Source organism: Methylocystis sp. S23 (assembly GCF_054106005.1).
The window spans coordinates 3,022,926-3,045,723 of sequence record NZ_CM134185.1; the positions used below are offsets into that span (position 1 = coordinate 3,022,926).

Sequence of the window (22,798 nt, forward strand, 5' to 3'; positions counted from 1 at the left end):
CCTCGGGAGGGAAGGGGAGCGGCGCGTCGCGCGGGCCGATGATTCTACCTAGATTATGTCGGTTTTTGGCGGGCTCGCCAGTGTCTATCGGCGCGGGGCGATCGGCCGACGGACGGCAAACCTCGCCCGCGCGCCGAGGAGCCGCCGAAGGCGCGCCTCGGACGTCCGGCGCCATCGCGCTTCGAGCTTCGACTAGGCGGCCTCGGCCATGTCCTCGCCATAATAGAGCGACATCTGGCGCGATTGTTCCGGATCGTAAAGGCTGAGGCGCGCCGCGTCGGTCTTATTGTAGAGCACCGCCGTCTCGCCGAGATCGAGACGATCGAGCGCGGCGTCGGCGTCGTCCGCGCTCGTCTTGTCCCACTCGACGAGGAACACGGTGCGATCGGCCTGAGCCGCGAGGAAGCGGGCATGGGGGGCCTCGAGCGCGGGCGGCCCGTCGATCACGATCACGTCGAACCAGTTGCGGGCGAGTTTCAGCGTCGCGCGCAGCGTCAGGCCGCTCATCAGCCCGCCGATCGAGCTATGGCGGGCGAGCGTGCGACCGCCATAGGGCAGCAGCGTATAGCCGTCCGCCGCCTGGTCGACGAGCGCGCCCTTGAGGTCCTCTCCGGTCTCCAGAACGTCGAGCAGGCCGAAGAGCGGCTTCTTTACATGCGCCGCGCGATCCGCCTCGATGAGCAGGACGCGGTCGCCGCCCTGCGAGAGATAGGCGGCGAGATTGACGGCGACGGTCGAGCGACCTTCGCCGCGGCGTGTCGAGGAGACAAGGATGACGACGCCGTCATGGTCGCCGGCGTCGGGCGCGATCTCGGCGCAGAGCTCCGCGAGCCAGGGAGTGAGGTCGGGGACGACAGCCGGATCGTCGCCTTGGCGGGCGGCGAGGGGCAGCATGGGCAGAAATCCATAAACCTCGACGCCTCCGAGACGCTCGGCTTGTGACGCCGTGCGCAGAGTTTTCCGCCGCCACTCACGTACAATGGCGAAGACAAGCCCCGAGAGGAGGCCGAGGGCCGCGCTGCCGACGGCGAGAATCATACGGGGCGGCGAGGGCTTCGATGGCGGTGTGGCGGGCGAGACGATGCGGATGTCGCTGGGCTCCAGGTCTTTGACCTGCGACAGCTCGCGCTCGCGGTTGAGCAGCTCTTCATACACGTCGCGCTCCGCCTTCGCCTCCCGCTCGAGTTCTGCAAGCTTCACGAGCTGCGGGCCAAGCTCGCCGCTTTCCGTCTGGACGGCCTTGAGCTGACGGCCCAAATCCTCTTCACGCTGTTCGGCTTCGAGAAGCTGGGTGCGCGCGGAGGTGAGCATTCGGCCCATCTCGACCTTGATCTGCCGGCGAATGTCGGCAATTTGAGCATTGAGGCTCACGACCTCGGGGTGGCGAGGACCGAGCACGGTGGATTGATCGGCCGATTGGCGCGAGAGCCGCGCATAGTCGGCGCGCAATACGCTAAAGACGCTCGTTTGCGCCGAAGGGGGCAGGCTTTCGCCTGCGCTCGCGCCGGCTTTGCGCAGTTGCTCATAGCGCGCCCGCGCTTCGGCGGTGTGGGCGTTGGCGGCGACGAGCTGCTGGTTGAGCTCTTGCACGCGGCGCTCGAGGAGCGTCGTGCCTTCGCCGGCGGCGGTCACTTTCAGCCGCGCCTTCATCTCCGCGGCGGCTTCCTCGGCGCGGTTCACGCGACCGCGCAGCTCGGCGAGGCGGCTCTCGATCTCCTGCGCGGTCCTGGCGCTCGTCCCGCTCCGTAGAGAGGTCTGCTCGCTGAGAATCTTCTTCGCGGCCGCGTTGGCGATGCGCGCGCTCTCATTGGCGCTGGTCGTCGTCGCCGTCACGTCGATGACATAGGTGGTGCCGCGGCGCGCAATGTTGAGCTTGGAGGCAAGCTTCTCGATGGTGGAGAGGCGGAGCTTCTCCTCCGTGTCGCCCTTGCCCGCAAAATAGGGATCCTTGGTCAGATCGAGCTCGTCAACCAAAGCGCCGAGAAAGCCGTCCGTGCGCGTCGCCTGCACGAGGCTTTCAATGGCGATGGCGTCGCTGCCGATATTGGAGATCACGCCGCCCTGGCGGGTGACCTTTGCGGCGCGAGGATCGACGAGCACCACCGCCGTCGCCGTATATTTCTTGAAGAGGAACAGCGAGGCGCCGAAGAGAACGGCGGCGACGCCGAGCGAGGTGGCGAGGATCGCCAGCCAGTTGCGGCGGAAGAAGAGCCCGACGCCGCCGAGGCTGAAATTCACCGGCGTGTCTCGCCAAAGATCGATCGGCCCGAGTTCTTTCGAGCGGCGCGGCTCCATGTAGCTTGTGGAAGACTTGTTGCCGTGCTTTTTCATGGCGCTTTCGAACGACGAAGACGCGCGGGCCTTGGATTCCCGTCGCGCGGACGGCTAGAATAAGACATGCAAAGCATTAACCTTAAGTAACCCAAATGGCGCCAAAGTTTACGAGGCGTGAAGCATTGCTCGGATTATCGGTCGCGAGCCTGACGCCCGTGCGCGCCGAGCCGGCTCCGCGCAAGGGCGTGATCCCGCAGGCCTTGCGCCGGGGCTTCAACCTCCCCGATCAGGTCCCGCTCCGCGCCGACCAGCAGCCGGACGTCTCGACGCTGAAGACGCTGCATCGAATGGGCATGACCCATATCCGTCTGCCTGTGGGCGCGGAATATCTTCTCGCATCCTTCTCGGGGCCGGCGACAATTTCCAGCGCGACGGACGATTTGTCGCGCGCTCTCGATATGCTCCTGGGGATCGGCTACTCCATCAGCGTCGACATGCACCCCGACGCGGATTTCCAGAATCTTTATCGCAGGGATGTTCGCGCGGCCCAGGGCGCCTTGCTCGCCGACTGGCCGATTCTCGCGAAGCATTTGTCGCGCTGGCCGGCCGATCGCATCTGCGTCGAGCTTTTGAACGAGCCGCCGACAACGGACGATGTCTGGCGCCCTCTCTCCGAAAAGCTGGCGATGGCCGTGCGCGCCCAATTGCCGAAGAATATCGTCATCGTCGGCCCGGCGCCGTATCAGCGGCACGAAAATCTGGCCTCATGGAAGCCCTTTGCCGATCCTAACGTCGTCTACGCCTTCCATTATTATGACCCGATGGCCTTCACCCACCAATATGCCGTCTGGGACAAAGGCAGCGCGTGGGCGCGCATTTCGGGCGTTCCCTTTCCGACCGAGCCAGGCGACCCGACGCTGCGGCACCTTGCGGCGGAGGCAGGCCGGAGAGGCGATCAGGAAGTCGAGCGCATCTTGAAGGAGACGGCCGGCGTCGCCTGGAGCGCCGCGGCCATCAAGACGCAATTTGAGGGCGTCGCGGCCTGGAGCGAGACGCATGGCGCGCCGGTCATCGTCAATGAATTTGGCGTGCTGCGCTGGAAGGCGAAGCGCCCGGACCGTCTTGCTTGGCTCGCGGCGGTGTGCGCCGCCGCGGAGCAATGCGGCTTCGGCTGGGCGCATTGGGACTATTCGGGCGCGTTCGGCCTCGTGAACGAAGACCGTAGCCTGGATCGGGGCGTCGTCCAGTCGTTGCTCGGAGACTGATCGCCCCATAGTTCGGCGCCAAGCTTCGACCGAACGATCCGGGCGACGACCGCGCGATCCGTCGCGCCGAGAATGAGGCCGCAAAATCCCATGACGAAAGCGAGCGAGAAGGGCGCGAAATAGGCCTCTTCCTGAAACAGGCCGTTCGCCAGGGAGACCAGAATGGCGGATGTGACGAATGTGAGCGCCGGGGCGCGCGTTTCCAGATAGAGCCGCCACGCGACGGCGGCGACCCAGAAATAGAACGCGAACCAGGCCAGGGCCGCGACGCCCATCTGAAAGAACAGCACCCCGACGGAACTCTCCACCGCGACGTCGGTCGCCCCGGCATGCTGGAAGTCGTCCCATTTCAACTGGGAGAAATCCGGAATCGACAGATTGCCGCCGTCGCCGAGCGTATGGCCGATCGGATTTTTTAAAAAGCCGTTCATGCCGCCGACAAGGCCGATCACATGGTAATCGCCGCTGCTGTAGCCGACCTGGAAAACTGCGACCGCGTAGAAGACGAGGATCACGCCCAGCGCCTTGACGGGAAGGCTGTTCCTCGCGCTCTTGGCGCCCCAATAAAAAAAGATGCAGGCGAGGCAAAGGAACAGCGGACCTTTGGCGCTTGTGGCGATAAGCAGCGGCAGCGCCAATAGAGCGAGAACGCCGCGCTTATGTATCGCCAGAAGAGAAATCAGACTCGCGAGCAGATAGGCGAAGCTGATCGTGTTGAAGGCGGGGCCGAGTAGACGCTGCACCTGGATATCGAGGCCGGCGAGCAGGCCCGTATTGAACAGCGACGCCCTCGAATAGTCGAGAACGCTCGCCGCGACCATGCCTCGTGAGGCAAGCGATCGAATGTCGTCGGGATTGGTGAGGCGCTTGGCGCTAAAGAGCTGGAGGTAGCGCATCCCATTTATCATTTCGAGCCATGCGTCCAGCGCGAAGATCTCGATATAGCCGGAGACGGCGTTGGAAACGAGGAGCAGCGTCAGAATCTTGGGCAGTTGCACCTCATGCCGCGCGCCGACCAGCATGAACATCTGAAACAGCAGGATCGGCAGGCCGATATTACGCAGATACACCGTGGCGTTGCGTGGATTGACAGCCAAGCCGAGCACGAAATAGACGCCGACCACGCACATCACGCCCGTGGAGACGAAGATGAATTTGCGAACGAAAGGCGAATAGGCCGAAGGCTTCTGCACGAAGGGGACGGCGAGGGCGAGCCAACAGACCACCGCCGTCAGAAAGCTGTAGCTCTTGAGAACCTCGATCTCCGCATATTCCTGCACATGCCAGGAAAGCATGGCGGCGACGGTGTTCTGGAAGATGTTTGGCAGCAGCACGACGATCGGGATGTCGCGCTCCATGAAGCGCGCGGCGCAGAACGCGCCGAACAGACAGAAAAGAATAGCGATCGGCTGGGAAACGAGGACATGCAGCGCAATCGGCGCTACGGTGATGAGCGTCGCGACGAAGAAAGCCGCGAGGAGGCGCGGCCAGTCCTCCAGGCCGCTGGTCCTTGGCGCTTCAGCCGCTGCCGATCGGCGCAATTCGAGTTCCGTTCTTCGAACGTAAATCCAGTCGCGATCCTCGCGCATCATGCCTAACAACCCGTAAACGAACGAAGACCGCCGACGAAACGGGCGGCGCGGACGATCGCTTTAACGGTCTCTAATAGGCTTTGGGACATTCTCCCGCGCATCATTCGGCCCGCCAATAACCATCATGGCCAGTCTCGCTGGCGAAGCGGGCGTCCATCGGTTATCCGGCATTTGGCGCAAATGCCGCTTACTTTCGAGGAGCGCGACGTGTCGTCCGTTATCGTGAGCGTAGTGATCCCGGCCTACAACGCCGCCGGATTCCTTGGGAACGCCGTGGCGTCGCTGCAGGCTCAGACGCTCCGCGATTGGGAAGCGATCATCGTCGACGACGCCTCGACGGACGAGACGGTCGACGTCGCGAACGCGCTCGCCGCCGCCGACGACCGAATCCAGGTGATGCGCCTGGAGCGGAATGGCGGCCCGAGCGCGGCGCGCAATGTCGGCTTCGCGGCCGCGCGCGGGGAATGGATCGCGGTTCTCGACGCCGACGATCTTTATCTCCCCGAACGGCTGGAGACCATGGTCGCCGCCGCGCATCGGCTCGGCGCCGACGTTCTCGCCGATAATCAGTGGCTCCGAGACCCCGCGCATGGCGCGATCGTCAGGTCCGGCCTGCCCAGAAGCGGCGGGCCGAGGCCGCTCGATCTCACGACGCTTTACCTAAAGAGCCTGTCGGCGAGCGGCTTCGACTACGGCACGCTCAAGCCGATCTTCCGGACCGAGTTTCTCCGGCGCGAGGGCGTTCGATACAGGCCATTCCGCTACGGAGAGGATTTCGTCCTCATGGCCGAGCTGCTCGCGAAAGGCGCCCGCGTGTGGCGCATCCCCGAGCCCTGCTACATCTACACGATCACGACGAGCGAGATCGACGGCAGCAAATCCGCCGCCTCCCGAACGCAGGTGAACAACAATCACCTTATGGACGGCAATCTCTTCGTGCTTCGGGAATATGCCGACCGCCTGTCGGCGTCCGAAAAAGCCGTGATCGTCAAGCGCGCTTATTACATCGAGCAATATAATCACGCGCTCGAATTCAAGCGCCGCCGACGCGGCAAGGATGTCGGAGGGATGGTCGAGTCGCTCGTCCGCCACCCGTTCGTCCTGGTGATGATCTTGCGCGGCCTTCGCTGGCGGCTGCGGGCCATGTTCCCAGACCAGAGGTATTCAACGCCGTGAGCATTGCGCGCCTGACCGCCAGGAGCAGCCTTTGGGGCCTGCTGTCCAACCTCGGACAGCAAGTCCTCAATTTCCTCTTTTTCGTCTATACGGCGCGGCTCCTCGATCCAGCGGCCTTCGGCCTCATGGCGCTCGCCATGGTCTTCGTGGACGCTTTCGGCGTTCTCGGGCGGGGCGGACTCGTCGAAGCGACGATCCAGAAGGAGAAGCTCGACGACGGCCTGCAGAACCAGGTCTTCTGGTTCCTGCAACTGGTCGGCCTCGCGGCGTCGCTGGCGCTCTATTTCGGCGCCTTCCCGCTGGCGGCGGCGTTCGGCCATCCGGAGCTCGCGGACGCCATCCGTTGGCTTTCGCCCGTCTGCTGGCTGCTCAACGCCTCGGCCGTGCCGGAAGCCCGGTTGCAGCGCGAGTTCGGTCACGGGGCGATCGCCCGCAGCACGCTTTGGGGCGTTTCGCTCGGCGGCGCCGTCGGCGTCGCCGCCGCGGTCGCGGGATATGGCGTGCTGAGCCTCGTCCTGCAGAAGCTGGCGTCGGTCCTCGCGCAATGCGCGCTCATGTGGCGCGCGGAGCGCTGGCGGCCTGGCGCGCCGACATTCGCATCGATTCACGAGCTGCGCGATTTGCTGCGCATGGGCATGCAGGTGACGAGCGCCAATCTCGTCCTGATGCTCAACACCAAGCTCATGGACCTTCTGGTCGGGCTTTTTCTCGGGCCGACAATGCTCGGCTATCTGCGCACGGCGTGGCGCTGCTTCGAGCTCGTCCTGCATGTCTGCGTCAGCCCGCTGTCGAACGTTTCGCTGGTGACGTTCAGCCGGGTGCGCGACGATCATGCGCGCCTCGTCGCCGCCTATGCGCGGATGGTCGAGATCGCCGCGCTCAGCATCTTCCCGATCTTCTTCGGCCTGTCGGCGGTCGCGCCGCTCGCCATGCCGCTCGTTTTCGGCCCGCAATGGGAGCCGTCCGCGCCGCTGATCCAGGCGCTGAGCCTCATCGCGATCGCGGGCGCCCCCAACCCGTTCTTCGTGCCGATGATGACCGCGACGGGCCACACGCGCCGCCTGACCACGCAAGGACTGATCCATGTTGCGGCGAGCGTGCTTCTCACGGCGGCGATGAGTCCCTTCGGCGTGATGGCCGTGGCCTGGGCGCAGGTCGTGCGCGCCTCCGTCATGACCGGCGTGAGCCTGTGGATGATGCGGGAAAGCGTCGGCGTTTCCTATGCGACGACGTGGAACGCCATGCGTCCGGCGCTTCTTGCCGCGGGAGGCATGGGCGTCGCCGTCGCCTGGCTCCTTCAGTCCGACGCGCTTGCGCCGCTGACGAGCTGGCCGCTGCTCACGGCGCTGATCGCGCTGGGCGGCGCGATCTACGCCGCGGCCTTGCTCCTCGGCTTCCCCCGGGAAGTGGCGCAGCGCTGGCGCGAGGCGCGCGAGATGCTGCGCAGCCGGGCCGCGTAAAGGCGGCCGGGTCTGCCAACGAAAGGTTAGGCGTTCGAGAGACGCCGGTCGATCCGCTCATGCAGGGCGCGACGCAGCGGCATGTATTTCGGCGTGAACGCCGCGCCGTCGATGCATTCGAGGCGGCCGAAGCGGTTCAGCGTATGCAGGCGGTTGCCGGGCCAGCGGCCGCCGGGCGAGAGACGGCTGACCATCGACTGCCGGAACGTCTCGGGATCAAGCGCGTCGATGCGCATGATCGCGAGATCCTTGCCATAGCCCCGCGCGCAATCCTGCACGGGCCGCAGCAGGGCGCCGTTATGGGAGACGACCGCGCCCGCCGGCCGCGCGTAACGGGAGTCGACGAGGACGGGCGATCGCGCGTGCGGCTCCCATGGCCCGAAGAGGCTCGGGGCGTGATGGATCGCCAGCGTATCCGAATAGCCGCCATAGCCGTCGCGAACGACCGAGGTCATCCAGTAGCGCCCGCCGTGGCGAAAGATCGTCGCATCGGCCGCTTCGACACTCTCGACGAGCTTCGCGACAGGCTCCCACTTCGCGGGGAACTCGACGCAGCGATAGAGCGTGATCGCGCCGAAATTCGAAGCCTCGGGGACCATATAGAGTTCCCCCGCTTCCTCGATGAGAAACGGATAGGAGAGATGCCAGCGCTCTTTGAGCGCACATAACGGAGCGCCGACGGGCCCCGAGGCGTCGAAGGGCTGAAAGAAGATTTCGCCGATGCCGGAGCCGTAGTCGAATAGTTCGTAGAAGACGCCTGTCTGTCCGCGCCAGTCGATCGGGAAGGGGTCCGCCGAGAAGGCGGCGCCCTGATCCGGCATGACGCGCCATTCGGGTCCCGACAGCGCGCCGTTCTCGATCACGCCGGGCCCGTCAATATAGCGCCAGCCGATGCGCCAATGCGGGGAGTGGCAGCAGAGATGATAGAGCCATCGCGCGCACTGAAAGGCGAGGTTGCGCGCGAAATAGGCGGCGGGCCGGCGCGGGTTCCGATCGGCGGGCGGCGCCGGCGCGCCAACCACGGCGTCCGGATCGGCGAGCGCCTTCTCGATCAGGACGCAGATGCGCGAATATACGGCCTCTAGGCCGCCGGTGAGACCGTCCGCCGCCTCGAAGGAGGGAAGGCCTTCGACGATGACGGCGCCGGTTGCGGCGTCTTCGACGGCGAGCGTCGGCGCGGCGCCCGAGAGGATCGCGGCGACGGCCGCCTGGTCGGTTTCGTGTCCGTCGTAAAGGGGACGCAGCACGCGCGCGCCGCTCGCTGGCGAGGCGTCGCCGACGAGGTCGATCACGACGTCGGCGCCGGGCTCCAGAGTCGCCTTCGCCGACAGTTTCTCGATGCGGTCGCTGAGCGTCGGCTTGCCCCGCCGCAGCAGCATGCGCTCCAGCGCCAGCAACTGCGTCACGGCGCCGGGCTGCGGGTCGTCTCCCGGCTCGAAGCGAAAAACGACCTCGGCGCCGGGCCAGCGGCGCGCCAGCGAGTCGCGCAGACGATCCTGCCAGCGCAGGAAACGCGCCGAAGAGGCGGCGATGACAATGCGCTGATACGTCATGCCGGGGGTCTTTCCATCAGGCGCAGATAATCTTCGACCATGGCGTCGAGCGGATAGCGCTCCGCGAGGCGACGGCCGACGCCCGTGAGCTTGGCATGAAGCGCGGGATCGTTCAGCACGCGGTTGACCGCGCTGGCGAAGGACGCCGTGTCGCCGGCGTCGACGAAAAGCGCGCAGGGCTCGCCATTCACGGCGAGGACCTCGCGCAGCACCTCTATGTCATTGGCGACGACGGGAACGCCCGCTTGCGCGGCTTCCACGGGCGCGAGGCCGAACGTCTCCATCGCGCTCGGGAAGACGAAGCAGTCGAGCGCCGCAAGGAAGGCGCCCATGCTCTCCGCGCCCAGTTCGCCGAGGAAATGAACACGGTCCCGCACGCCGAGCGAGACGGCGAGCGCTTCGAGCGCGTCGCGCTCCTTGCCCTGGCCGGCGAGCGCGAGATGCTGGTCGCGATTTTCCGCGAGGAGGCGAATTGCGAGATCCACTTGCTTCGTCTGATGAAGCCGGGCCGCGCAGCCGAGCAGGGGGACCCCGTCAGGCAGGCCCAGCCTGGCGCGCGCTTCCGATTTGCTCATCGGCGCCGATTTGTCGAAAAAGCCGTGGTCGATGCGGGTGAGGCGCCGGGCGTAGGAGGGCGGATAGCCGCGATATTCGATCTCGGTCTGCGCGGAGTTGACGACGATATGGTCGTAAAATCCGAGCGCGCCCATGATCTTGTCGGCAAACGCCACGGGGCCGGGGATCAGTTGCGCCGGGGTCAACTGGTTGGCGATGAGGATGGACTTGCCGGCGGCGCGCGCCACGGGCGCGGCAATGACATTGCCGTAATGCTGAAGCGTCACCACGGCGTCCGGCTTCTCCCGGCGAAACTCCCCGAAAAGCGCCCCGAGCATCTTGACGACCCCGAACGGGATGGAAGGCCGCCGCTTGGCGCAGAAAAACGCGTTGGGGTCGTTGTCGAAGCTGTCCGTGCGCCGGTAGAAGAAGACCTGCCGCGTGCGCCAGCCGCGCTTCTCGAAGCCTTGGGCCAACAGGCGCGCAATCTCCTGCGCGCCGGCGTTTTCCGCCTGGGTCTGAACGATGGCGACGGTTTTTTGTCGGATAGAGCTCAAGGGGGCGCTCGGCAAAGTTTTGGCCTATCTGGTTTTAATCGAATGCGAATTAAACGCAGGCGCCCCATTCGCGCCAGCGCCAGCGCGCGGCAGGGTTAAGCAATATCGATAATTCACGAAGATGTATTTTTGCTTGAAATAGCGACGCGGCTTTCCTGTATCTCTGGTTGGCGCCGCTGCGGGCGCGAAGACAAAGGCTTCGCCTTATGAATGTGAACGATCTCTCTCTCGTCGAACGCGCCTTCATCGGCGGCGCCTGGGTCGGCGCCGACAGCGGCGCGACTTTTGCCGTCGCCAATCCTGCGACCGGCGAGATTCTCGGCCATGCGCCCGATATGGGCGCCGCCGAGACGCGCCGCGCGATCGAAGCGGCGGAGAAGGCTCTGCCCGTCTGGCGCGACCGTCCGGCGAAAGAGCGCGCGCAGATCATGCGCCGCTGGTACGAACTGATCATGGCCGAGCAGGAGCGCCTTGCGCGCATCATCACGGCCGAGCAGGGCAAGCCGCTCTTCGAGGCCCGGGGCGAGATCGCCTATGGCGCTTCCTATATCGACTGGTTCGCGGAGGAAGGCCGCCGCGTCTATGGCGACATCGTGCCGGGACCGGCGATGGACCGCCGCATTCTCGTGCTCAAGCAGGCGATCGGCGTCACGGTGGCGATCACGCCCTGGAATTTCCCCTCGGCCATGCTGGCGCGCAAGGTCGCCGCCGCGCTCGGCGCAGGCTGCACAATGGTCGTAAAGCCGGCGGAGCTCACGCCTTTTTCGGCGCTTGCGCTCGCGGAGCTGGCCGAACGCGCGGGCGTGCCGGCGGGCGTCGTGAATGTCGTGACGGCGCAAGATCCCGCGCCGGTCGGGCAGGAATTCACGCGCAATCCGGCCGTGCGCAAGCTCACCTTCACCGGCTCGACCGAGGTCGGCAGGATTTTGCTGCGCCAGGCGGCCGACAATGTGCAGAAATGCTCGATGGAGCTTGGCGGCAACGCGCCGCTGATCGTTTTCGAGGACGCCGATCTCGACCGGGCGGTGAAGGGCGCCGTCGCGACGAAATACCGGAACGGCGGCCAGACCTGTATTTCCGCCAATCGCTTTCTCGTGCAGAGGCGCATTGCCGACGCCTTCTCGCAGCGGCTTGCGGAAGCCGCGCAAGCGCTGAAGGTCGGCGCGGGCTCGGAGGAGGGCGTCGCTGTCGGGCCGCTGATCGAGGCGGCGGCGGTCGAAAAGGTCGAGCGCCACATCTCCGACGCCGTCGCGCATGGGGCCAAAGTGCTGACCGGCGGCGCGCGCCATGCGCTGGGCGGGCTGTTCTTCGAGCCGACCGTGCTCGCCAATGTGCCGGCCGACGCGCTCATCTTCCATGAGGAGACGTTCGGCCCGGTGGCGCCGGTGATCTCCTTCGAAACGGAGGAAGAAGCGATTCGACTCGCCAATGCGACGCCTTATGGGCTCGCGGCCTATTTCTACGCAGCCGACGTGGCGCGCATCTTCCGCGTCGCGGAGAAGCTGGAATTCGGCATGGTCGGCGTCAACGAAAGCATCATCACCTCCGAGGCCGCGCCCTTTGGCGGCGTGAAGCATTCCGGCCTCGGTCGCGAGGGCTCCCGCTATGGAATCGACGATTATCTCGAGCTGAAATATGTCTGTCTGGGCGGCATGTAGGGCGCGGCGACGTCACAGCGCCCTGCGGCAGACCGTGCGGATGACCGAGCCGCGCACGCCATAGCCTTCATCCGTCTGGGTGACGACCTCGCGGCAGCCCGGGAGGCTCGCGACCTCGACCGCCTGCGTCGCGATCTCCGGAGCGGTCTCGGACTTGTCTTCGACCGGGAGGATGAAAGGCTTCACGGTCGACATGCTCGCGGCGGCGGCGGGCGCGGCGTCCGTCTTGTGGAAGACCGCCTTGGCGGCGGCGAAGCTCACATTGGCGGCCATGATCGCGAAGGCGATCTTGATGGCGACCGCGGCGCGCACGGGGCGCGAAGCGAATTTGCGGCAGGCGGCGGCGTGGGCGGCGGCGATGCGGTTCATGTCCCGGACCCTTCTTCGTTGCGTTCGTCTTGCGAACGAGAAGAGGTTTAGGACGCGGGAGGCTGGAAGTTGGTGCGCCGGCGCACAAGGCGATCGAATGAACGCCGGCGTGAAGGAAAGCAGCGCCGGGTGGGGTCAGACCCCGCATTGCGCTGGACTATTCCGCGCATCCTCACTGGCCGCGATCGCGACGATGATCCGCCGCGCTCAGCGCCGGTCGTGACGATGACGGCGGTGGCGCTGGAATTCGGGCGGACATTTCCCGTAGCAATCCCACCGCCCGTGCTTGAAGCCATGTCGCGCCCATTCGGCTTGTCCCTCGGTCCACCAGTCCGCGCGCGTCGACGCGGGAGACAGCAGCGCGCCGATGGCGATGGAGAAAGCCAGAATCCTGAGCATGAAAAGAACTCCTTCAAACAGAGCTTTTGATCGCCCGTCGAAGAGATAGAGCTCGCGGGCGCCTCGCCGAGAGCGGCGCAGCGATTTTCTTTCGGGTCTGGTCGACAAAAAGGATAGCCGCCGGAAAACCGGGCCGGCGCGCCGCGCGTTTCGAATTCCTCACGGCCCGGCGAATGTTTTACGCCGGGCTGGAACTGGGGACAATCGCGAGGCGTTTCCCGAAATGGTCGGGACGCTCGCCGAATATTGGCGTGCGCCGGCGCACAGAAAAATCTTGAAGGATGCTTAACGTCAAATTGCTCGCGCATGGGGCGTGAACTGAGCGCGAGTCGTTCTTGTGAGTGGAGTGGCGATCATGCTTCGCAAATATGCAGTTACTGCCGCTGCGGCGGCGATTCTTCTTTATCCTGCTTCGTCTTTCGCCTGGGGCAGCGGACATTGGGGCGAGTCGCCAGCGTCTCAGTCCGGCGGCTCGGGCGGCGGCTCGGGCGGTGGTTATGGCGGCGGACAAAGCGGCGGCCACTGTAAAGGCTATGGCAAATGTTCGACGGGCGGCGGCCAGTGGGGCAGTAATGGCGGCGGCGGCGGCGGTTGGGGCGGCTATGGCGGCGGTCGGCCGAGCGGTGGCCATTGGGGCGGCAGCGGCGGCCACTGGGGCGGCGGCGGCGGTTGGGGCGGTTATGGCGGCGGCCGGCCGAGCGGCGGCCATTGGGGCGGCGGCGGTCATTGGGGCAGTGGCGGCGGCGGTTGGGGCGGCTATGGCGGCGGCCGGCCGAGCGGCGGTCATTGGGGCGGCGGCGGCCATTGGGGCAGCGGCGGTGGCGGCGGCTATGGCGGAGCCCGGCCGAGCGGCCATTGGGGCGGCAGCGGCGGTAATTGGGGCGGCTATGGCGGCAACGCCCACTAGCTGGAATCAATAAGCTGATCGCATTCGCCTTGCCAAAGACTTTCGTGGCGGGCGATCTGGCGATCCTCAGCCCGTCGGTCCCCGACGGGCTCATTCTATTTTCACGCCCGATCACGCGGCCGGCGTCGCGCCGATCGGCCGCGCTAGCGGCGCTTCAGGAGCCGCCGCTATCCGGCGCCGGCTGTTTGCTCCGCAGCGCCCTGAGGCGCCCCCCATGGACCGCCCCTATGGGCCGGAGCGGCGTGGCGGCGCTCGCCGCGCGTCACATATTCGGCAATGGAGACGCAGGCCCCGGCCAAGGCGATTCCGACCGGCAAGTCGATGAGGTAGTGCCAGCGCGTCGCCACCGCCCCGACGAGAATATAGACGACGATCGGCACATAGGCCGGAAGCAGGACCCGCGCGTAGCGCCAGGCGAAAATCAGGAAGAGGACCGATCCGCCGGCATGGAGCGAGGGCATGGCCCCCAAACCGGCAAGCAGATTCAGGCTCCCATTTTCTGCGATCCAGGGCGCGCCTTCCGCGGCGTTCTGCTGGTAGATCGCGAGCATATGCGCCTGCGCCTCCCGGACGAGCGGATTAGGGCTTGATTCATAGATGAAAGGTCCGAGCGCGGGCGCGATCAAATAGGCCAGCGCGCCCAATCCCTGGAAGAGGAGAGCGGCGATAAACACGGTGCGGAATTTGTCGGGGGTCATCAGCGCATGCACGCAGAAGCTCGCGTAGAACATGGCGATAAAGCCGGTCGTGTAGAAATTGTACTCGTCGGGAATGGCGGTCGACATCATCGCATAGGCGAGGTCGCAGAACTTCACAACCGGGTCGAAGAGCTGGTCGATTTGCCGATAAAGATCGTCGAACTGGCCGGGGTTGATATGGCAGATCCAGAGCTTCAGGTTGAAGTGGACGATCAGCATCACGGCATAGCAGGGCAGGGCGATGAGAAAGGTCGACGCCAGTCGCCGCCGCTGGCCGAGAAAGGCGGCCCCCGACCATCCCGCCACGCCGATCAGCGGGTAGAGATAGTGGATCTTCACAAATGAAGCAGGATCGCCCGCCGGCAGATTGACCGGCAGATCGAGAATTACGGAAAGGGTGAGCAAGATCGTCACCATAGCCATAGTGAAAACGATCTCGAATGGCAAAGGCCGCGTAAGAATATTCATGGGACAAAATTGGCGTAGCCAAACTAACCGGCTGTAAACGACCGGCCGCCGGTTATGCGTCATTTTCGCTAAGTGAAAATCGCAAGAGAAACGCAGATCAAATCAAGCGCCAGTATTTGTTGACGAAATTCTGACCGGGAAATCCACAGCGGGCGGCGGAACTTTTTTCAAAGAAATTTTTTTGGGCGGCCCCGCCCGCCGGGTCTCCCCGGCGGGCGCGTTTCTATGATTGACAGCCGGTCAGACGTCGAATCCGCCGTCGCCGCCATCATCGAAGCCGCCCCCGTCGTCATAGCCGGGGTCGTTGCTGTAGCCGGCGTCGCGCAGATCGCCCGAATCGTCGTAGCCCTGGTCATAGCCGGCGTCCTGCCCGCCCCATTGGCCACCCGGCTCCTCGCCATAGTAGTTGTTGACGACGGTCGTCTCGCTCGTCGGCGTGAAGCCCGAGCCGATGCCGAGATTGGCCATCCCGCCATAGCCGGCGCCGTGGCTGAAGAGGCTGCGGATGCCGTCGGCGAGCAGCACGCCGCCCGCGACGCCCGCGGCCGTGCCGAGCGCGCCCTTCAGGAAGCCGCCGCTATCCGGCGCCTGCTGCTGCCCCCAGCCCTGAGGCGCATAGCCGCCCGCGACCGGGTTCCGGCCGGCCTGAGGCGCCCCCCAAGGACCGCCCTGTGGCGCGGGACGCGGCGGGGGCGGGGCCTGGCGCTGGCCGCCGCCGAAAAGCCCTCCGAGAAAACCGCCAGCGGGTTTCGACTGCAGTTCCTTCACCTGCCTTTCGAGCTCTTCGATGCGGGCGTTGGCGCCCTGCAAGGCTTGGTCCTGCACGATGACGGTCTGCGCCAGAAGATAAGGCGCGGCCGGCTGCTGCTTGACCTGCTCATTGATGAAAGTTTCCGCCTCCTGGTCGCGCGGACCTGCGGCGGCGCTCTTCGTGCGCTCGAACAGCCCGACGAGCAGTTGGCGTTCTTCCGGTGACATCAGTCTCTCCCCATAGGAACCGGCCGTGAAGGCGCGGCGTCTGGACATATGGGGGAGCGCCCGATAGGCGCCAAGAGCGGGCGGAAGCTGGGGCGGGTTAAAGTTTCGTGAGCTGGCGGCAAGGTTTGGACCGGCGGCGCGTCAATCGGCGCCGCCTCCCCGCCAGGCCGCGAACATATAGACCGACGTCGCGATCGCGCCGAGAACGGCTCTACCCGCGTGGAGGCGGCCCCAGCGAATGAGAAGGCCCCTGACGTCGCCGGACGCGCCTTCCGAAAGAGCTGTCTCGAGGCGGGCGTTGACCGGCATGATCGCGAGCAGCGTATAAGGCCAGTTTGCGAGGATCGCGACCGCGCCGCCCGCCCAGGCGATAGAGCCGGTCGTCCGCCACGCGACGAGTCCGAAGAGTCCGGAAATCACTGCGAGCGAGGCTTGCATGGCGAAACCGCGCTTGTACGCCGGGCCCCACTGCGCCAGAGCGGCCCTGTCGTCAAGGCCAAGCCTCGCCGGTTGCTCCGCAACGCTTATGTAGAAGGCGGCTCCGAAAAAAACCGCCGCTGTCGCCAGAGCCAGCAGTCCCCACATTTTTCCTGCTCCGTCGCCGGAGAAGGCCTCCCCGCGCTCTTCCCTTATTTACATTCCTGCGCGACGCGGGCGAGGGCGTCGGACAGGCCCTTGAGCGTGTAGGTGTCGGTCGTGGAGGTGCCCTTGGACGAGGCCGCCTTCACCACGAGCTTGGAGCCGCCGCGCAGGGCGCCGACGAATTCCCGCTCCTTCGACTGATCCTTCACCCAGGCGTTCTGCCCCTTGGTGATCAGCTCCCAGCCGTCGCCGTCGATCTCGGCGGCCGCGGCGGAGCCGTCCTTGGTCGGATAGCCGAGATTGACCGCCACCTCGTTGCGCACGCCGTCGCCGGGACGGGAGGAAATGAAGATATAGGCGGAAGTGTCTTTCAGTTTCGCCTTGGGCTGCCGATCCTTGGGCTGTCCGAGAGCGTAGCAGGTCTTGTCCTTGCCGGATTGCGCCAGATAGGCGCCCCAGTCGCCAAAGGTCGCGAGCTGCTCGGGCTTGCCGGCGCCCGCGCTCTTGTCGCTCTTGCTGTTTTTCTTGCCCTTTTTATCGGCGGAATCGTCCGGCGCGGCCGGTTCCTCGGCGGCGGGCTTCGCGTCCTTCTTGTCCTTGGCGGCCGCGGGCTTCTCCTTGGCGAGCGCGGGCGCGCCGGCGAATGCAACGGGAAGGGCGAGCGCAAGCGACAGGCCGAGAAGCGCGGACGCGCGCGCAGCGGCGGATAGGAGCGGCGATTCGTTCATCATCGCGGGAAAGTCTAATGACCGCTTGTGATGCGAACAAGAGTTTCTCGCGCTTTGCCTCGCGGCGTCATTTTGGAGACGCCCCCGCCCCTCATTGCGAGCGGAGCGAGCGGTCCAGAGCGTCATTATGGCTCTGGATTGCTTCGTCGCTACCGCTTCTCGCAATGACGGCTCTGCCCCTCAGCCTTCTTTCTTGGCGGCCATCAGGTAGTTCACATCCGTGTCGTGGCTTTTGCGCCAGGAGCGGGTGAGGGGCTGGAAGCTCATGCCGGCGCGGTCGATCTCCCGCATGCCGGCCTTGCGCAGCCAGCCGGAGAGCTCTTGCGGCCGAATGAATTTGTCGTGGTCATGCGTGCCCTTTGGCACCCAGCCCAGCACATATTCGGCCCCGACGATCGCGAGCAGGTAGCTTTTCATGGTGCGGTCGATCGTGGCCAGGAACAGCAGGCCGCCGGGCCGCACGAGCCGAGAGAGCATTTTCACGAAGTCGGCCGGCCCCTCGACATGCTCGATCACCTCGAGCGCCGTGACGGCGTCGAACTGCTCGCCCGACTCGGCCAGCGCTTCGGCGGTGATGTTCCGGTAGTCGATCGTGAGCCCCATCTTCCCGGCGTGGCGGCTCGCCACGGCGATGTTGTTCGGCGCGGGATCGACGCCCGTCACGACGGCGCCGAGCTCGGCGAGGGATTCGGCCAAAATGCCGCCTCCGCAGCCAATGTCGGCGATGCGCACCCCTTCGAGCGGCCGTTCCGGCGACTCGTTGAGCGCGCTCATGTCGCCCTTGAGGAAGCGGCGAATATGATCGCGGACGTAAGTGACGCGGATGGGGTTGATGTCGTGGAGGATCCCCATCTTGCCTTTCTTGTCCCACCACAGGTCGCCGAGGCGGTTGAAGCGCGCGACATCCTCGGGATTGACGCTTGCGGAATGAGGGGCGGCGGGTTCGGACAAGGAGGCCTCACAAATCGTCTTGCAGGATCGTCCCGCCGGCCCGCGGGACGACGCGACGATATTCTCGCCCGCCCCTCATTTGGGGCGGCCCGCCCGCCGTTGACAGGGGGGCGGAGGCGGTCACATATACGCGCGCTTTTGGCGGGATGCGAGTGGGCGGCCCGCCGACGCGGACGCCTATTCCCCGAACACCGGTCCTCATGTCACGCCTGGTCATGAAATTCGGCGGCACGTCCGTCGCCAATGTCGAGCGCATCCGCAATGTGGCGCGCCATGTGAAGCGCGAGGTCGACGCCGGCCGCGAGGTCGCGGTGGTCGTTTCCGCCATGGCCGGCAAGACGAACGAGCTCGTCTCCTGGTGCAAGGAGGTAGCGCCGCTCTACGACCAGCGCGAATATGACGCGGTCGTCGCCTCGGGCGAGCAGGTGACCGCGGGCCTTCTCGCGATCGCATTGCAGCAGATCGGCATTCCCGCGCGCTCCTGGCTCGGCTGGCAGGCGCCGGTCCGCACCAGCGACGCGCATGGCTCGGCGCGCATCAAGTCGATCGATGGCCAGGGGATCGTCGAGGGCTTCAAGCGCGGCGAGGTCGCCGTGGTGGCGGGCTTCCAGGGCGTTCACGCGGAGACGAACCGCATCACCACGCTCGGCCGCGGCGGCTCCGACACCAGCGCCGTGGCTCTGGCGGCGGCGATCCGGGCCGATCGCTGCGACATCTATACGGATGTCGACGGCGTCTATACGACCGATCCGCGCGTCGTGCCGAAGGCCAGGCGCATGGATCGCGTCGCCTTCGAGGAAATGCTGGAGATGGCGTCGCTCGGCGCCAAGGTTTTGCAGGTTCGCTCGGTCGAGGCGGCCATGGTGCACGGGGTGCCGACCTATGTGCGCTCCTCCTTCGACGACCCCGACAATCCGGGCGAGGGGACGCTCATCTGCAATGAGGAGGATATTGTGGAAGCCCAGGTCGTCACAGGCATCGCCTTCTCGCGCGACGAAGCGCAGATCACGCTCCGCAATGTCGCCGACAAGCCGGGCGTCGCCGCGGCGGTCTTCATGCCGCTCGCCGAGGCCGGCATCAATGTCGACATGATCGTGCAGGTCGTCTCCGAGGAAGGCACGACGGACATGACCTTCACCGTCGGCTCGGCGGATTACGAGCGCGCCTTTTCCATTCTCGAGAAGATCAAGGCCGATATCGGCTTCAATTCCATGGCGGGCGAGAAGGAAGTGGCGAAGATCTCGGCCATCGGCATCGGCATGCGCAGCCATGCCGGCGTCGCCGCCCGCGCGTTCCGGGCGCTCGCGGATAAGGGCGTGAACATCCGCGCGATCACTACCTCGGAGATCAAATTCTCGGTGCTGATCGACGAAGCCTATACGGAGCTTGCGGTGCGCACGCTGCATTCGCTCTACGGCTTGGACGCGGCCTGACGATAGCTGAGATATTCTCCAAACTTGGCTTGACGCTCGGCGACAGCGCGACATCTCGACTTCAGGTAGATCCCTGAAGGAGGGTGTGACATGGAAGAGCTGTCAAGACGCGTCGTCGAAGCGACCTCGCTCGAACCGTCGATCGCCAAGGCCGCGATCGGGCATGTGCTGCGGTTCCTGCGCGACGAGGTTCCGGAAGGGCATGTCGCCGAGTTCATCGACAAAATGCCGGGCGGGCGTGAAGCGGTCGCCGCGGCGGGCGCGAAGAGCGACGGCGGCGTGACGCAGGCCATCGAGGGCATGACGAGCTTCATGGGCCATGGCCGCGCGGACCTGAACATCCTTGTCGGCAAGCTCGCCAATCTCGGCCTCACCCAGGCGCAAAGCGAACGTTTGATCGAGGAGACGCTCATGCGCGCCGAGTCGCTCATCGGCGCGGAAGGCGTCGCGAAGATCAGGGCCATGCTGCCGGCGCTCGCCGAGCGCTCCGGCGCGACGCCGCCTCAGACGGGAACGACCGGCGAGATGCGGCAGGGCCTGTGAGCATGCGAGCGGGAGTGGCGCGGATGCGCGTCACTCCCTCGCCCGATCGGCCTTTCTTCGTCCGCTTGCCGTCGCCATATCCCACTGTCCTCCCCGAGCCGACGCGCCCGCCTTGCGGCTTGCAATTGTCACAAAGCGCGGCGACAGTCGCGCGCCACATGGCCAAGGGGAGGATTGAGATGGATGAATTGATTGAGCGCGTTTCAGCGGCGATCGGCGTGGATGCGGGCGTCGCCAGGACCGCGATCGGCCATGTGCTCGCTTTCCTTCAAAAAGAGCTTCCCGACGGTCCCGTGGCGGAATTTTTCGATAAGGTGGTGGGCGCCCGCGAGGCGGCGGACGAAGCCTCGGCGGGGGCGGATAGCGGCGCGGGCGGCTTGCTCGGCGGGCTGCTCGGCGGCGGCCTGATGGGCGTCGCGACCAAGCTCAACGCGCTGGGCCTCGACATGGGCCAGATCCAGAAACTCGGTCACGAAATCTTCGGCTACGCCAGGGGCGTCATCGGCGAGGAAAAGGTCAAGCTGATCGCCAATTCGATCCCCGGGCTGTCGCAGTTCCTGTAAGGGCGCGCTTTCCGCTCACTGCGAGCGATGGTCGTGAAGGCGATTCTCCGCCGCCTCCGACCCGACATATGCGCCGCCTCCCCGTCATTGCGAGGAGCGAAGCGACGAAGCAATCCAGAGCGTCATTTTGGCTCTGGATTGCTTCGCTCCGCTCGCAATGACGGCGGAATGGCTTGTCATAAAGACGATTCTCGTCCGCTTCCGACCACGCGTATGGACCGGCCTCCCGGTCACTGCGAGGAGCGAAGCGACGAAGCAATCCAGCGCCGCAATGGATCAACGCTTTCCGCGCCTTAAATTGCCCATTCGCACGCCCGCGAGATGCAGCGCGCCCGCGAGCGTCGCGCCGTAGACGATCGCCCCCGCCGCCCCGAGCGCGATCAGCGCGACGAGATTGGCCTGCGAGCCGAAATGCAGGCCGAAGGACAGCGCCGGCGCGCGGCCGAAGACGGCGGCCATTGTGAGGAGCATGCAGGCGATGAGCGTCGCGCCCGCCGTCTTGGCGAAGACGCCGTCGAAGTCGATCAATCCGCGATCGATCGCCAGAGCCACGAGCGCGCCGAGATTGATCCACATGCCGACCGAGGTCGCCGTCGCGAGGCCGACGGCGCCGAGCGGGCGGAAGAGAACGACCTTCAAGGCGACATTCACGGCGAGCGCGGCGAGCGCGATCTTCATCGGCGTCGATGTGTCGCCGCGCGACTGGAAGCTCGCGCGCGCCGAGGCGATCAGCACCAGCGCCATCAACCCCGCGCCATAGGCGGCAAGCACGTCGCCCGCGGCGACGGCGTCGGCGGCGGTGAACTTGCCGCGCATGAAAAGGCCCGCGACGATCAATTCGGGAATCGTGTCGAAGGCGACGAAAAAGGGCGCCGCGAGCGCAAGGGTGAGCGCCATGGTGCGGCTCTGCGCCCGATGCGCGCCGGCGACGTCGCCCGCGGCGATGCGGCGGCTCATTTCGGGAAGCAGCACCGTGCCCGCCGCAATGCCGATGACGCCGACGGGAAGCTGATAGAGACGCTCTGCGTAGGAAATGGCGGAGACGCCGCCATCGGCGAGCATGGAGGAGAGGATCGTGTCGGCGAAGACGGCGATCTGCGGGCTCGCCGAGCCGATGACGGCGGGACCGAGCATCAGGAAGAATTCGCGCACGCGCGGCCAATGCGGCTTGCGCAAGCCCCGCAGCACGCCGATCTTGCGCGCGCCCCACATCAACAGCCCCAGCTCCAGCGCGCCCGAGACGGTGACGCCCCAACTCGCCGCATAGCCGGCGTTGGGGAAAAGGAAGGCCACGGCCAGCGCCGCCATGACGGTGAGATTCATGAGGTTCGGCGCGAAGGCCGGCAGCGCGAAGCGGCCATGGGCGTTGAGCGCGCCCATATGCAGCGCGAAAAGCGTCATGAACAGCAGATAGGGGAAGGTGATGCGCGTGAGGTTCACGGCCAGCGCGAATTTCTCGGGCCGATCGCCGAGGCCCGGCGCAAGCAGCGACACGAATTGCGGCGTGAGCAGCCAGACGAGCAGCAGCAGCGCGATCTGCGAGGCGAGGAGCAGCGTGTAGACCTCGCCCGCGAATTCCTCGGCCGGCTCGTCGCCTTCCTGCTCCAGCGCCTTGGCGTAGCAGGGGATGAAGGCGGCGTTGAAGGCCCCTTCGCCGAAGATGGCGCGGAAGCTGTTCGGCAGGCGCTGGGCGATGAAGAAGGCGTCCGAGACGGCGCCTGCCCCCATGATCGCGGATTGCATCGCGAGCGACAGGAAGCCCGTCACGCGCGAGAGCAGGGTGAAGCCGCCGACGGAGAGAAGACTGCGAATCATGCCATGGCTTCTAATGGTTTCCGTTACTCGAATTGTCGGTCTTTTTGCCCACGTTTTCCACCGTCATTGCGAGCGAAGCGAAGCAATCCAGAGGCGTTATCACGGCTCTGGATTGCTTCGGCGGCTATGCCGCCTCGCAATGACGGTGGAGAATGAAGGTTCTCCAAAAAGCCCGTCAATTCGAGTGACACAGACCACTAGCAGCAATATTTTCAAAATCCTCTTATTTGAGGCGCCCTGCGGAGCGAGGCGCCAAGGGCGAATAGCAGTCTTG

The 22,798-nt window shown here is 65.6% G+C and carries 20 protein-coding genes; 8 read left to right on the forward strand and 12 right to left on the reverse strand.

The features are described from left to right. Positions 1-192 precede the first annotated feature (192 nt). Complete coding sequence (locus ACV7JP_RS14810) at positions 193-2,331, reverse strand: GumC family protein (RefSeq protein ID WP_457796427.1); 2,139 nt, start codon at positions 2,329-2,331, stop codon at positions 193-195. Positions 2,332-2,456: 125 nt separating this feature from the next. Here ACV7JP_RS14810 and ACV7JP_RS14815 point away from each other — a divergent pair, with 125 nt between their 5' ends. Further along, complete coding sequence (locus ACV7JP_RS14815) at positions 2,457-3,539, forward strand: glycoside hydrolase family 5 protein (protein WP_457796428.1); 1,083 nt, start codon at positions 2,457-2,459, stop codon at positions 3,537-3,539. Here the strand turns inward: ACV7JP_RS14815 and ACV7JP_RS14820 are convergent. After that, on the reverse strand, positions 3,461-5,080 hold the full coding sequence (locus ACV7JP_RS14820) for a hypothetical protein (RefSeq protein WP_457796429.1): 1,620 nt from the start codon (positions 5,078-5,080) through the stop codon (positions 3,461-3,463). The genes ACV7JP_RS14815 and ACV7JP_RS14820 overlap by 79 nt on opposite strands. 258 nt (positions 5,081-5,338) lie before the next feature. On the opposite strand from ACV7JP_RS14820, the gene ACV7JP_RS14825 reads away from it, so the two are divergent. Then, complete coding sequence (locus ACV7JP_RS14825; RefSeq protein WP_457796430.1) at positions 5,339-6,307, forward strand: glycosyltransferase family 2 protein; 969 nt, start codon at positions 5,339-5,341, stop codon at positions 6,305-6,307. Next, positions 6,304-7,767 (forward strand): lipopolysaccharide biosynthesis protein, encoded by a 1,464-nt coding sequence (locus ACV7JP_RS14830; RefSeq protein WP_457796431.1) that lies wholly within the window; start codon positions 6,304-6,306, stop codon positions 7,765-7,767. Before ACV7JP_RS14825 ends, ACV7JP_RS14830 begins: the two co-directional genes overlap by 4 nt. A gap of 26 nt (positions 7,768-7,793) precedes the next feature. On the opposite strand, the gene ACV7JP_RS14835 is transcribed toward ACV7JP_RS14830, so the two are convergent. After that, positions 7,794-9,320, reverse strand: coding sequence for a glucosamine inositolphosphorylceramide transferase family protein (locus ACV7JP_RS14835; protein WP_457796432.1), 1,527 nt, complete (start codon positions 9,318-9,320; stop codon positions 7,794-7,796). Further along, positions 9,317-10,432 (reverse strand): glycosyltransferase family 4 protein, encoded by a 1,116-nt coding sequence (locus ACV7JP_RS14840; RefSeq protein ID WP_457796433.1) that lies wholly within the window; start codon positions 10,430-10,432, stop codon positions 9,317-9,319. The genes ACV7JP_RS14835 and ACV7JP_RS14840 overlap by 4 nt, the downstream gene beginning before the upstream one ends. Positions 10,433-10,638: 206 nt before the next feature. Between ACV7JP_RS14840 and ACV7JP_RS14845 the strand changes: the two genes are divergently transcribed. Continuing rightward, entirely contained in the window at positions 10,639-12,090 is a 1,452-nt protein-coding gene (locus ACV7JP_RS14845; RefSeq protein ID WP_457796434.1) for an NAD-dependent succinate-semialdehyde dehydrogenase, read from the forward strand. A gap of 12 nt (positions 12,091-12,102) precedes the next feature. On the opposite strand, the gene ACV7JP_RS14850 is transcribed toward ACV7JP_RS14845, so the two are convergent. Beyond that, positions 12,103-12,459, reverse strand: coding sequence for a hypothetical protein (locus ACV7JP_RS14850; RefSeq protein WP_457796435.1), 357 nt, complete (start codon positions 12,457-12,459; stop codon positions 12,103-12,105). Between the two features lie 207 nt (positions 12,460-12,666). Next, positions 12,667-12,858, reverse strand: a complete 192-nt coding sequence (locus ACV7JP_RS14855; protein WP_457796436.1) for a hypothetical protein — start codon at positions 12,856-12,858, stop codon at positions 12,667-12,669. A 355-nt stretch (positions 12,859-13,213) separates the two neighbouring features. Between ACV7JP_RS14855 and ACV7JP_RS14860 the strand changes: the two genes are divergently transcribed. After that, entirely contained in the window at positions 13,214-13,765 is a 552-nt protein-coding gene (locus ACV7JP_RS14860) for a hypothetical protein (protein WP_457796437.1), read from the forward strand. Between the two features lie 167 nt (positions 13,766-13,932). On the opposite strand, the gene ACV7JP_RS14865 is transcribed toward ACV7JP_RS14860, so the two are convergent. The 5 genes from ACV7JP_RS14865 to ubiG all read right to left on the reverse strand — a co-directional run bounded on the left by ACV7JP_RS14865 (position 13,933) and on the right by ubiG (position 18,170). Further along, positions 13,933-14,880 (reverse strand): phosphatase PAP2 family protein, encoded by a 948-nt coding sequence (locus tag ACV7JP_RS14865; RefSeq protein WP_457796438.1) that lies wholly within the window; start codon positions 14,878-14,880, stop codon positions 13,933-13,935. 291 nt (positions 14,881-15,171) lie between these two features. Further along, positions 15,172-15,909 (reverse strand): DUF2076 domain-containing protein, encoded by a 738-nt coding sequence (locus ACV7JP_RS14870; protein ID WP_457796439.1) that lies wholly within the window; start codon positions 15,907-15,909, stop codon positions 15,172-15,174. A gap of 141 nt (positions 15,910-16,050) precedes the next feature. Continuing rightward, the gene (locus ACV7JP_RS14875; protein ID WP_457796440.1) at positions 16,051-16,494 is read right to left on the reverse strand and encodes a DUF1772 domain-containing protein; all 444 of its coding nucleotides are present in this window, start codon (positions 16,492-16,494) and stop codon (positions 16,051-16,053) included. A gap of 44 nt (positions 16,495-16,538) precedes the next feature. Then, the gene (locus ACV7JP_RS14880) at positions 16,539-17,222 is read right to left on the reverse strand and encodes an invasion associated locus B family protein (RefSeq protein ID WP_457796441.1); all 684 of its coding nucleotides are present in this window, start codon (positions 17,220-17,222) and stop codon (positions 16,539-16,541) included. A 177-nt stretch (positions 17,223-17,399) separates the two neighbouring features. Continuing rightward, entirely contained in the window at positions 17,400-18,170 is a 771-nt protein-coding gene (ubiG, locus tag ACV7JP_RS14885; RefSeq protein WP_457796442.1) for a bifunctional 2-polyprenyl-6-hydroxyphenol methylase/3-demethylubiquinol 3-O-methyltransferase UbiG, read from the reverse strand. Positions 18,171-18,370: 200 nt separating this feature from the next. On the opposite strand from ubiG, the gene ACV7JP_RS14890 reads away from it, so the two are divergent. The 3 genes from ACV7JP_RS14890 to ACV7JP_RS14900 all read left to right on the forward strand — a co-directional run bounded on the left by ACV7JP_RS14890 (position 18,371) and on the right by ACV7JP_RS14900 (position 20,709). After that, positions 18,371-19,603, forward strand: coding sequence for an aspartate kinase (locus tag ACV7JP_RS14890; protein WP_457796443.1), 1,233 nt, complete (start codon positions 18,371-18,373; stop codon positions 19,601-19,603). Between the two features lie 90 nt (positions 19,604-19,693). After that, on the forward strand, positions 19,694-20,146 hold the full coding sequence (locus ACV7JP_RS14895; protein ID WP_457796444.1) for a hypothetical protein: 453 nt from the start codon (positions 19,694-19,696) through the stop codon (positions 20,144-20,146). A gap of 179 nt (positions 20,147-20,325) precedes the next feature. After that, positions 20,326-20,709 carry a DUF2267 domain-containing protein gene (locus ACV7JP_RS14900; protein ID WP_457796445.1) on the forward strand — a complete coding sequence of 128 codons (384 nt, stop codon included), beginning with the start codon at positions 20,326-20,328 and terminating at the stop codon, positions 20,707-20,709. Between the two features lie 276 nt (positions 20,710-20,985). On the opposite strand, the gene murJ is transcribed toward ACV7JP_RS14900, so the two are convergent. Then, positions 20,986-22,524, reverse strand: a complete 1,539-nt coding sequence (gene murJ / locus ACV7JP_RS14905; RefSeq protein ID WP_457796446.1) for a murein biosynthesis integral membrane protein MurJ — start codon at positions 22,522-22,524, stop codon at positions 20,986-20,988. Between the last annotated feature and the right edge of the window lie 274 nt (positions 22,525-22,798).

What these genes read in the sequence shown, in the direction of transcription:
- murJ (WP_457796446.1), bottom strand. Translation starts at nt 22,524, where the DNA reads ATGATTCGCAGTCTTCTCTCCGTCGGCGGCTTCACCCTGCTCTCGCGC.
- ACV7JP_RS14810 (WP_457796427.1), bottom strand. Translation starts at nt 2,331, where the DNA reads ATGAAAAAGCACGGCAACAAGTCTTCCACAAGCTACATGGAGCCGCGC.
- ACV7JP_RS14845 (WP_457796434.1), top strand. Translation starts at nt 10,639, where the DNA reads ATGAATGTGAACGATCTCTCTCTCGTCGAACGCGCCTTCATCGGCGGC.
- ACV7JP_RS14835 (WP_457796432.1), bottom strand. Translation starts at nt 9,320, where the DNA reads ATGACGTATCAGCGCATTGTCATCGCCGCCTCTTCGGCGCGTTTCCTG.
- ACV7JP_RS14870 (WP_457796439.1), bottom strand. Translation starts at nt 15,909, where the DNA reads ATGTCACCGGAAGAACGCCAACTGCTCGTCGGGCTGTTCGAGCGCACG.
- ACV7JP_RS14880 (WP_457796441.1), bottom strand. Translation starts at nt 17,222, where the DNA reads ATGATGAACGAATCGCCGCTCCTATCCGCCGCTGCGCGCGCGTCCGCG.
- ACV7JP_RS14875 (WP_457796440.1), bottom strand. Translation starts at nt 16,494, where the DNA reads ATGTGGGGACTGCTGGCTCTGGCGACAGCGGCGGTTTTTTTCGGAGCC.
- ACV7JP_RS14890 (WP_457796443.1), top strand. Translation starts at nt 18,371, where the DNA reads ATGTCACGCCTGGTCATGAAATTCGGCGGCACGTCCGTCGCCAATGTC.
- ACV7JP_RS14855 (WP_457796436.1), bottom strand. Translation starts at nt 12,858, where the DNA reads ATGCTCAGGATTCTGGCTTTCTCCATCGCCATCGGCGCGCTGCTGTCT.
- ACV7JP_RS14865 (WP_457796438.1), bottom strand. Translation starts at nt 14,880, where the DNA reads ATGGTGACGATCTTGCTCACCCTTTCCGTAATTCTCGATCTGCCGGTC.
- ACV7JP_RS14900 (WP_457796445.1), top strand. Translation starts at nt 20,326, where the DNA reads ATGGATGAATTGATTGAGCGCGTTTCAGCGGCGATCGGCGTGGATGCG.
- ACV7JP_RS14850 (WP_457796435.1), bottom strand. Translation starts at nt 12,459, where the DNA reads ATGAACCGCATCGCCGCCGCCCACGCCGCCGCCTGCCGCAAATTCGCT.
- ACV7JP_RS14895 (WP_457796444.1), top strand. Translation starts at nt 19,694, where the DNA reads ATGGAAGAGCTGTCAAGACGCGTCGTCGAAGCGACCTCGCTCGAACCG.
- ACV7JP_RS14860 (WP_457796437.1), top strand. Translation starts at nt 13,214, where the DNA reads ATGCTTCGCAAATATGCAGTTACTGCCGCTGCGGCGGCGATTCTTCTT.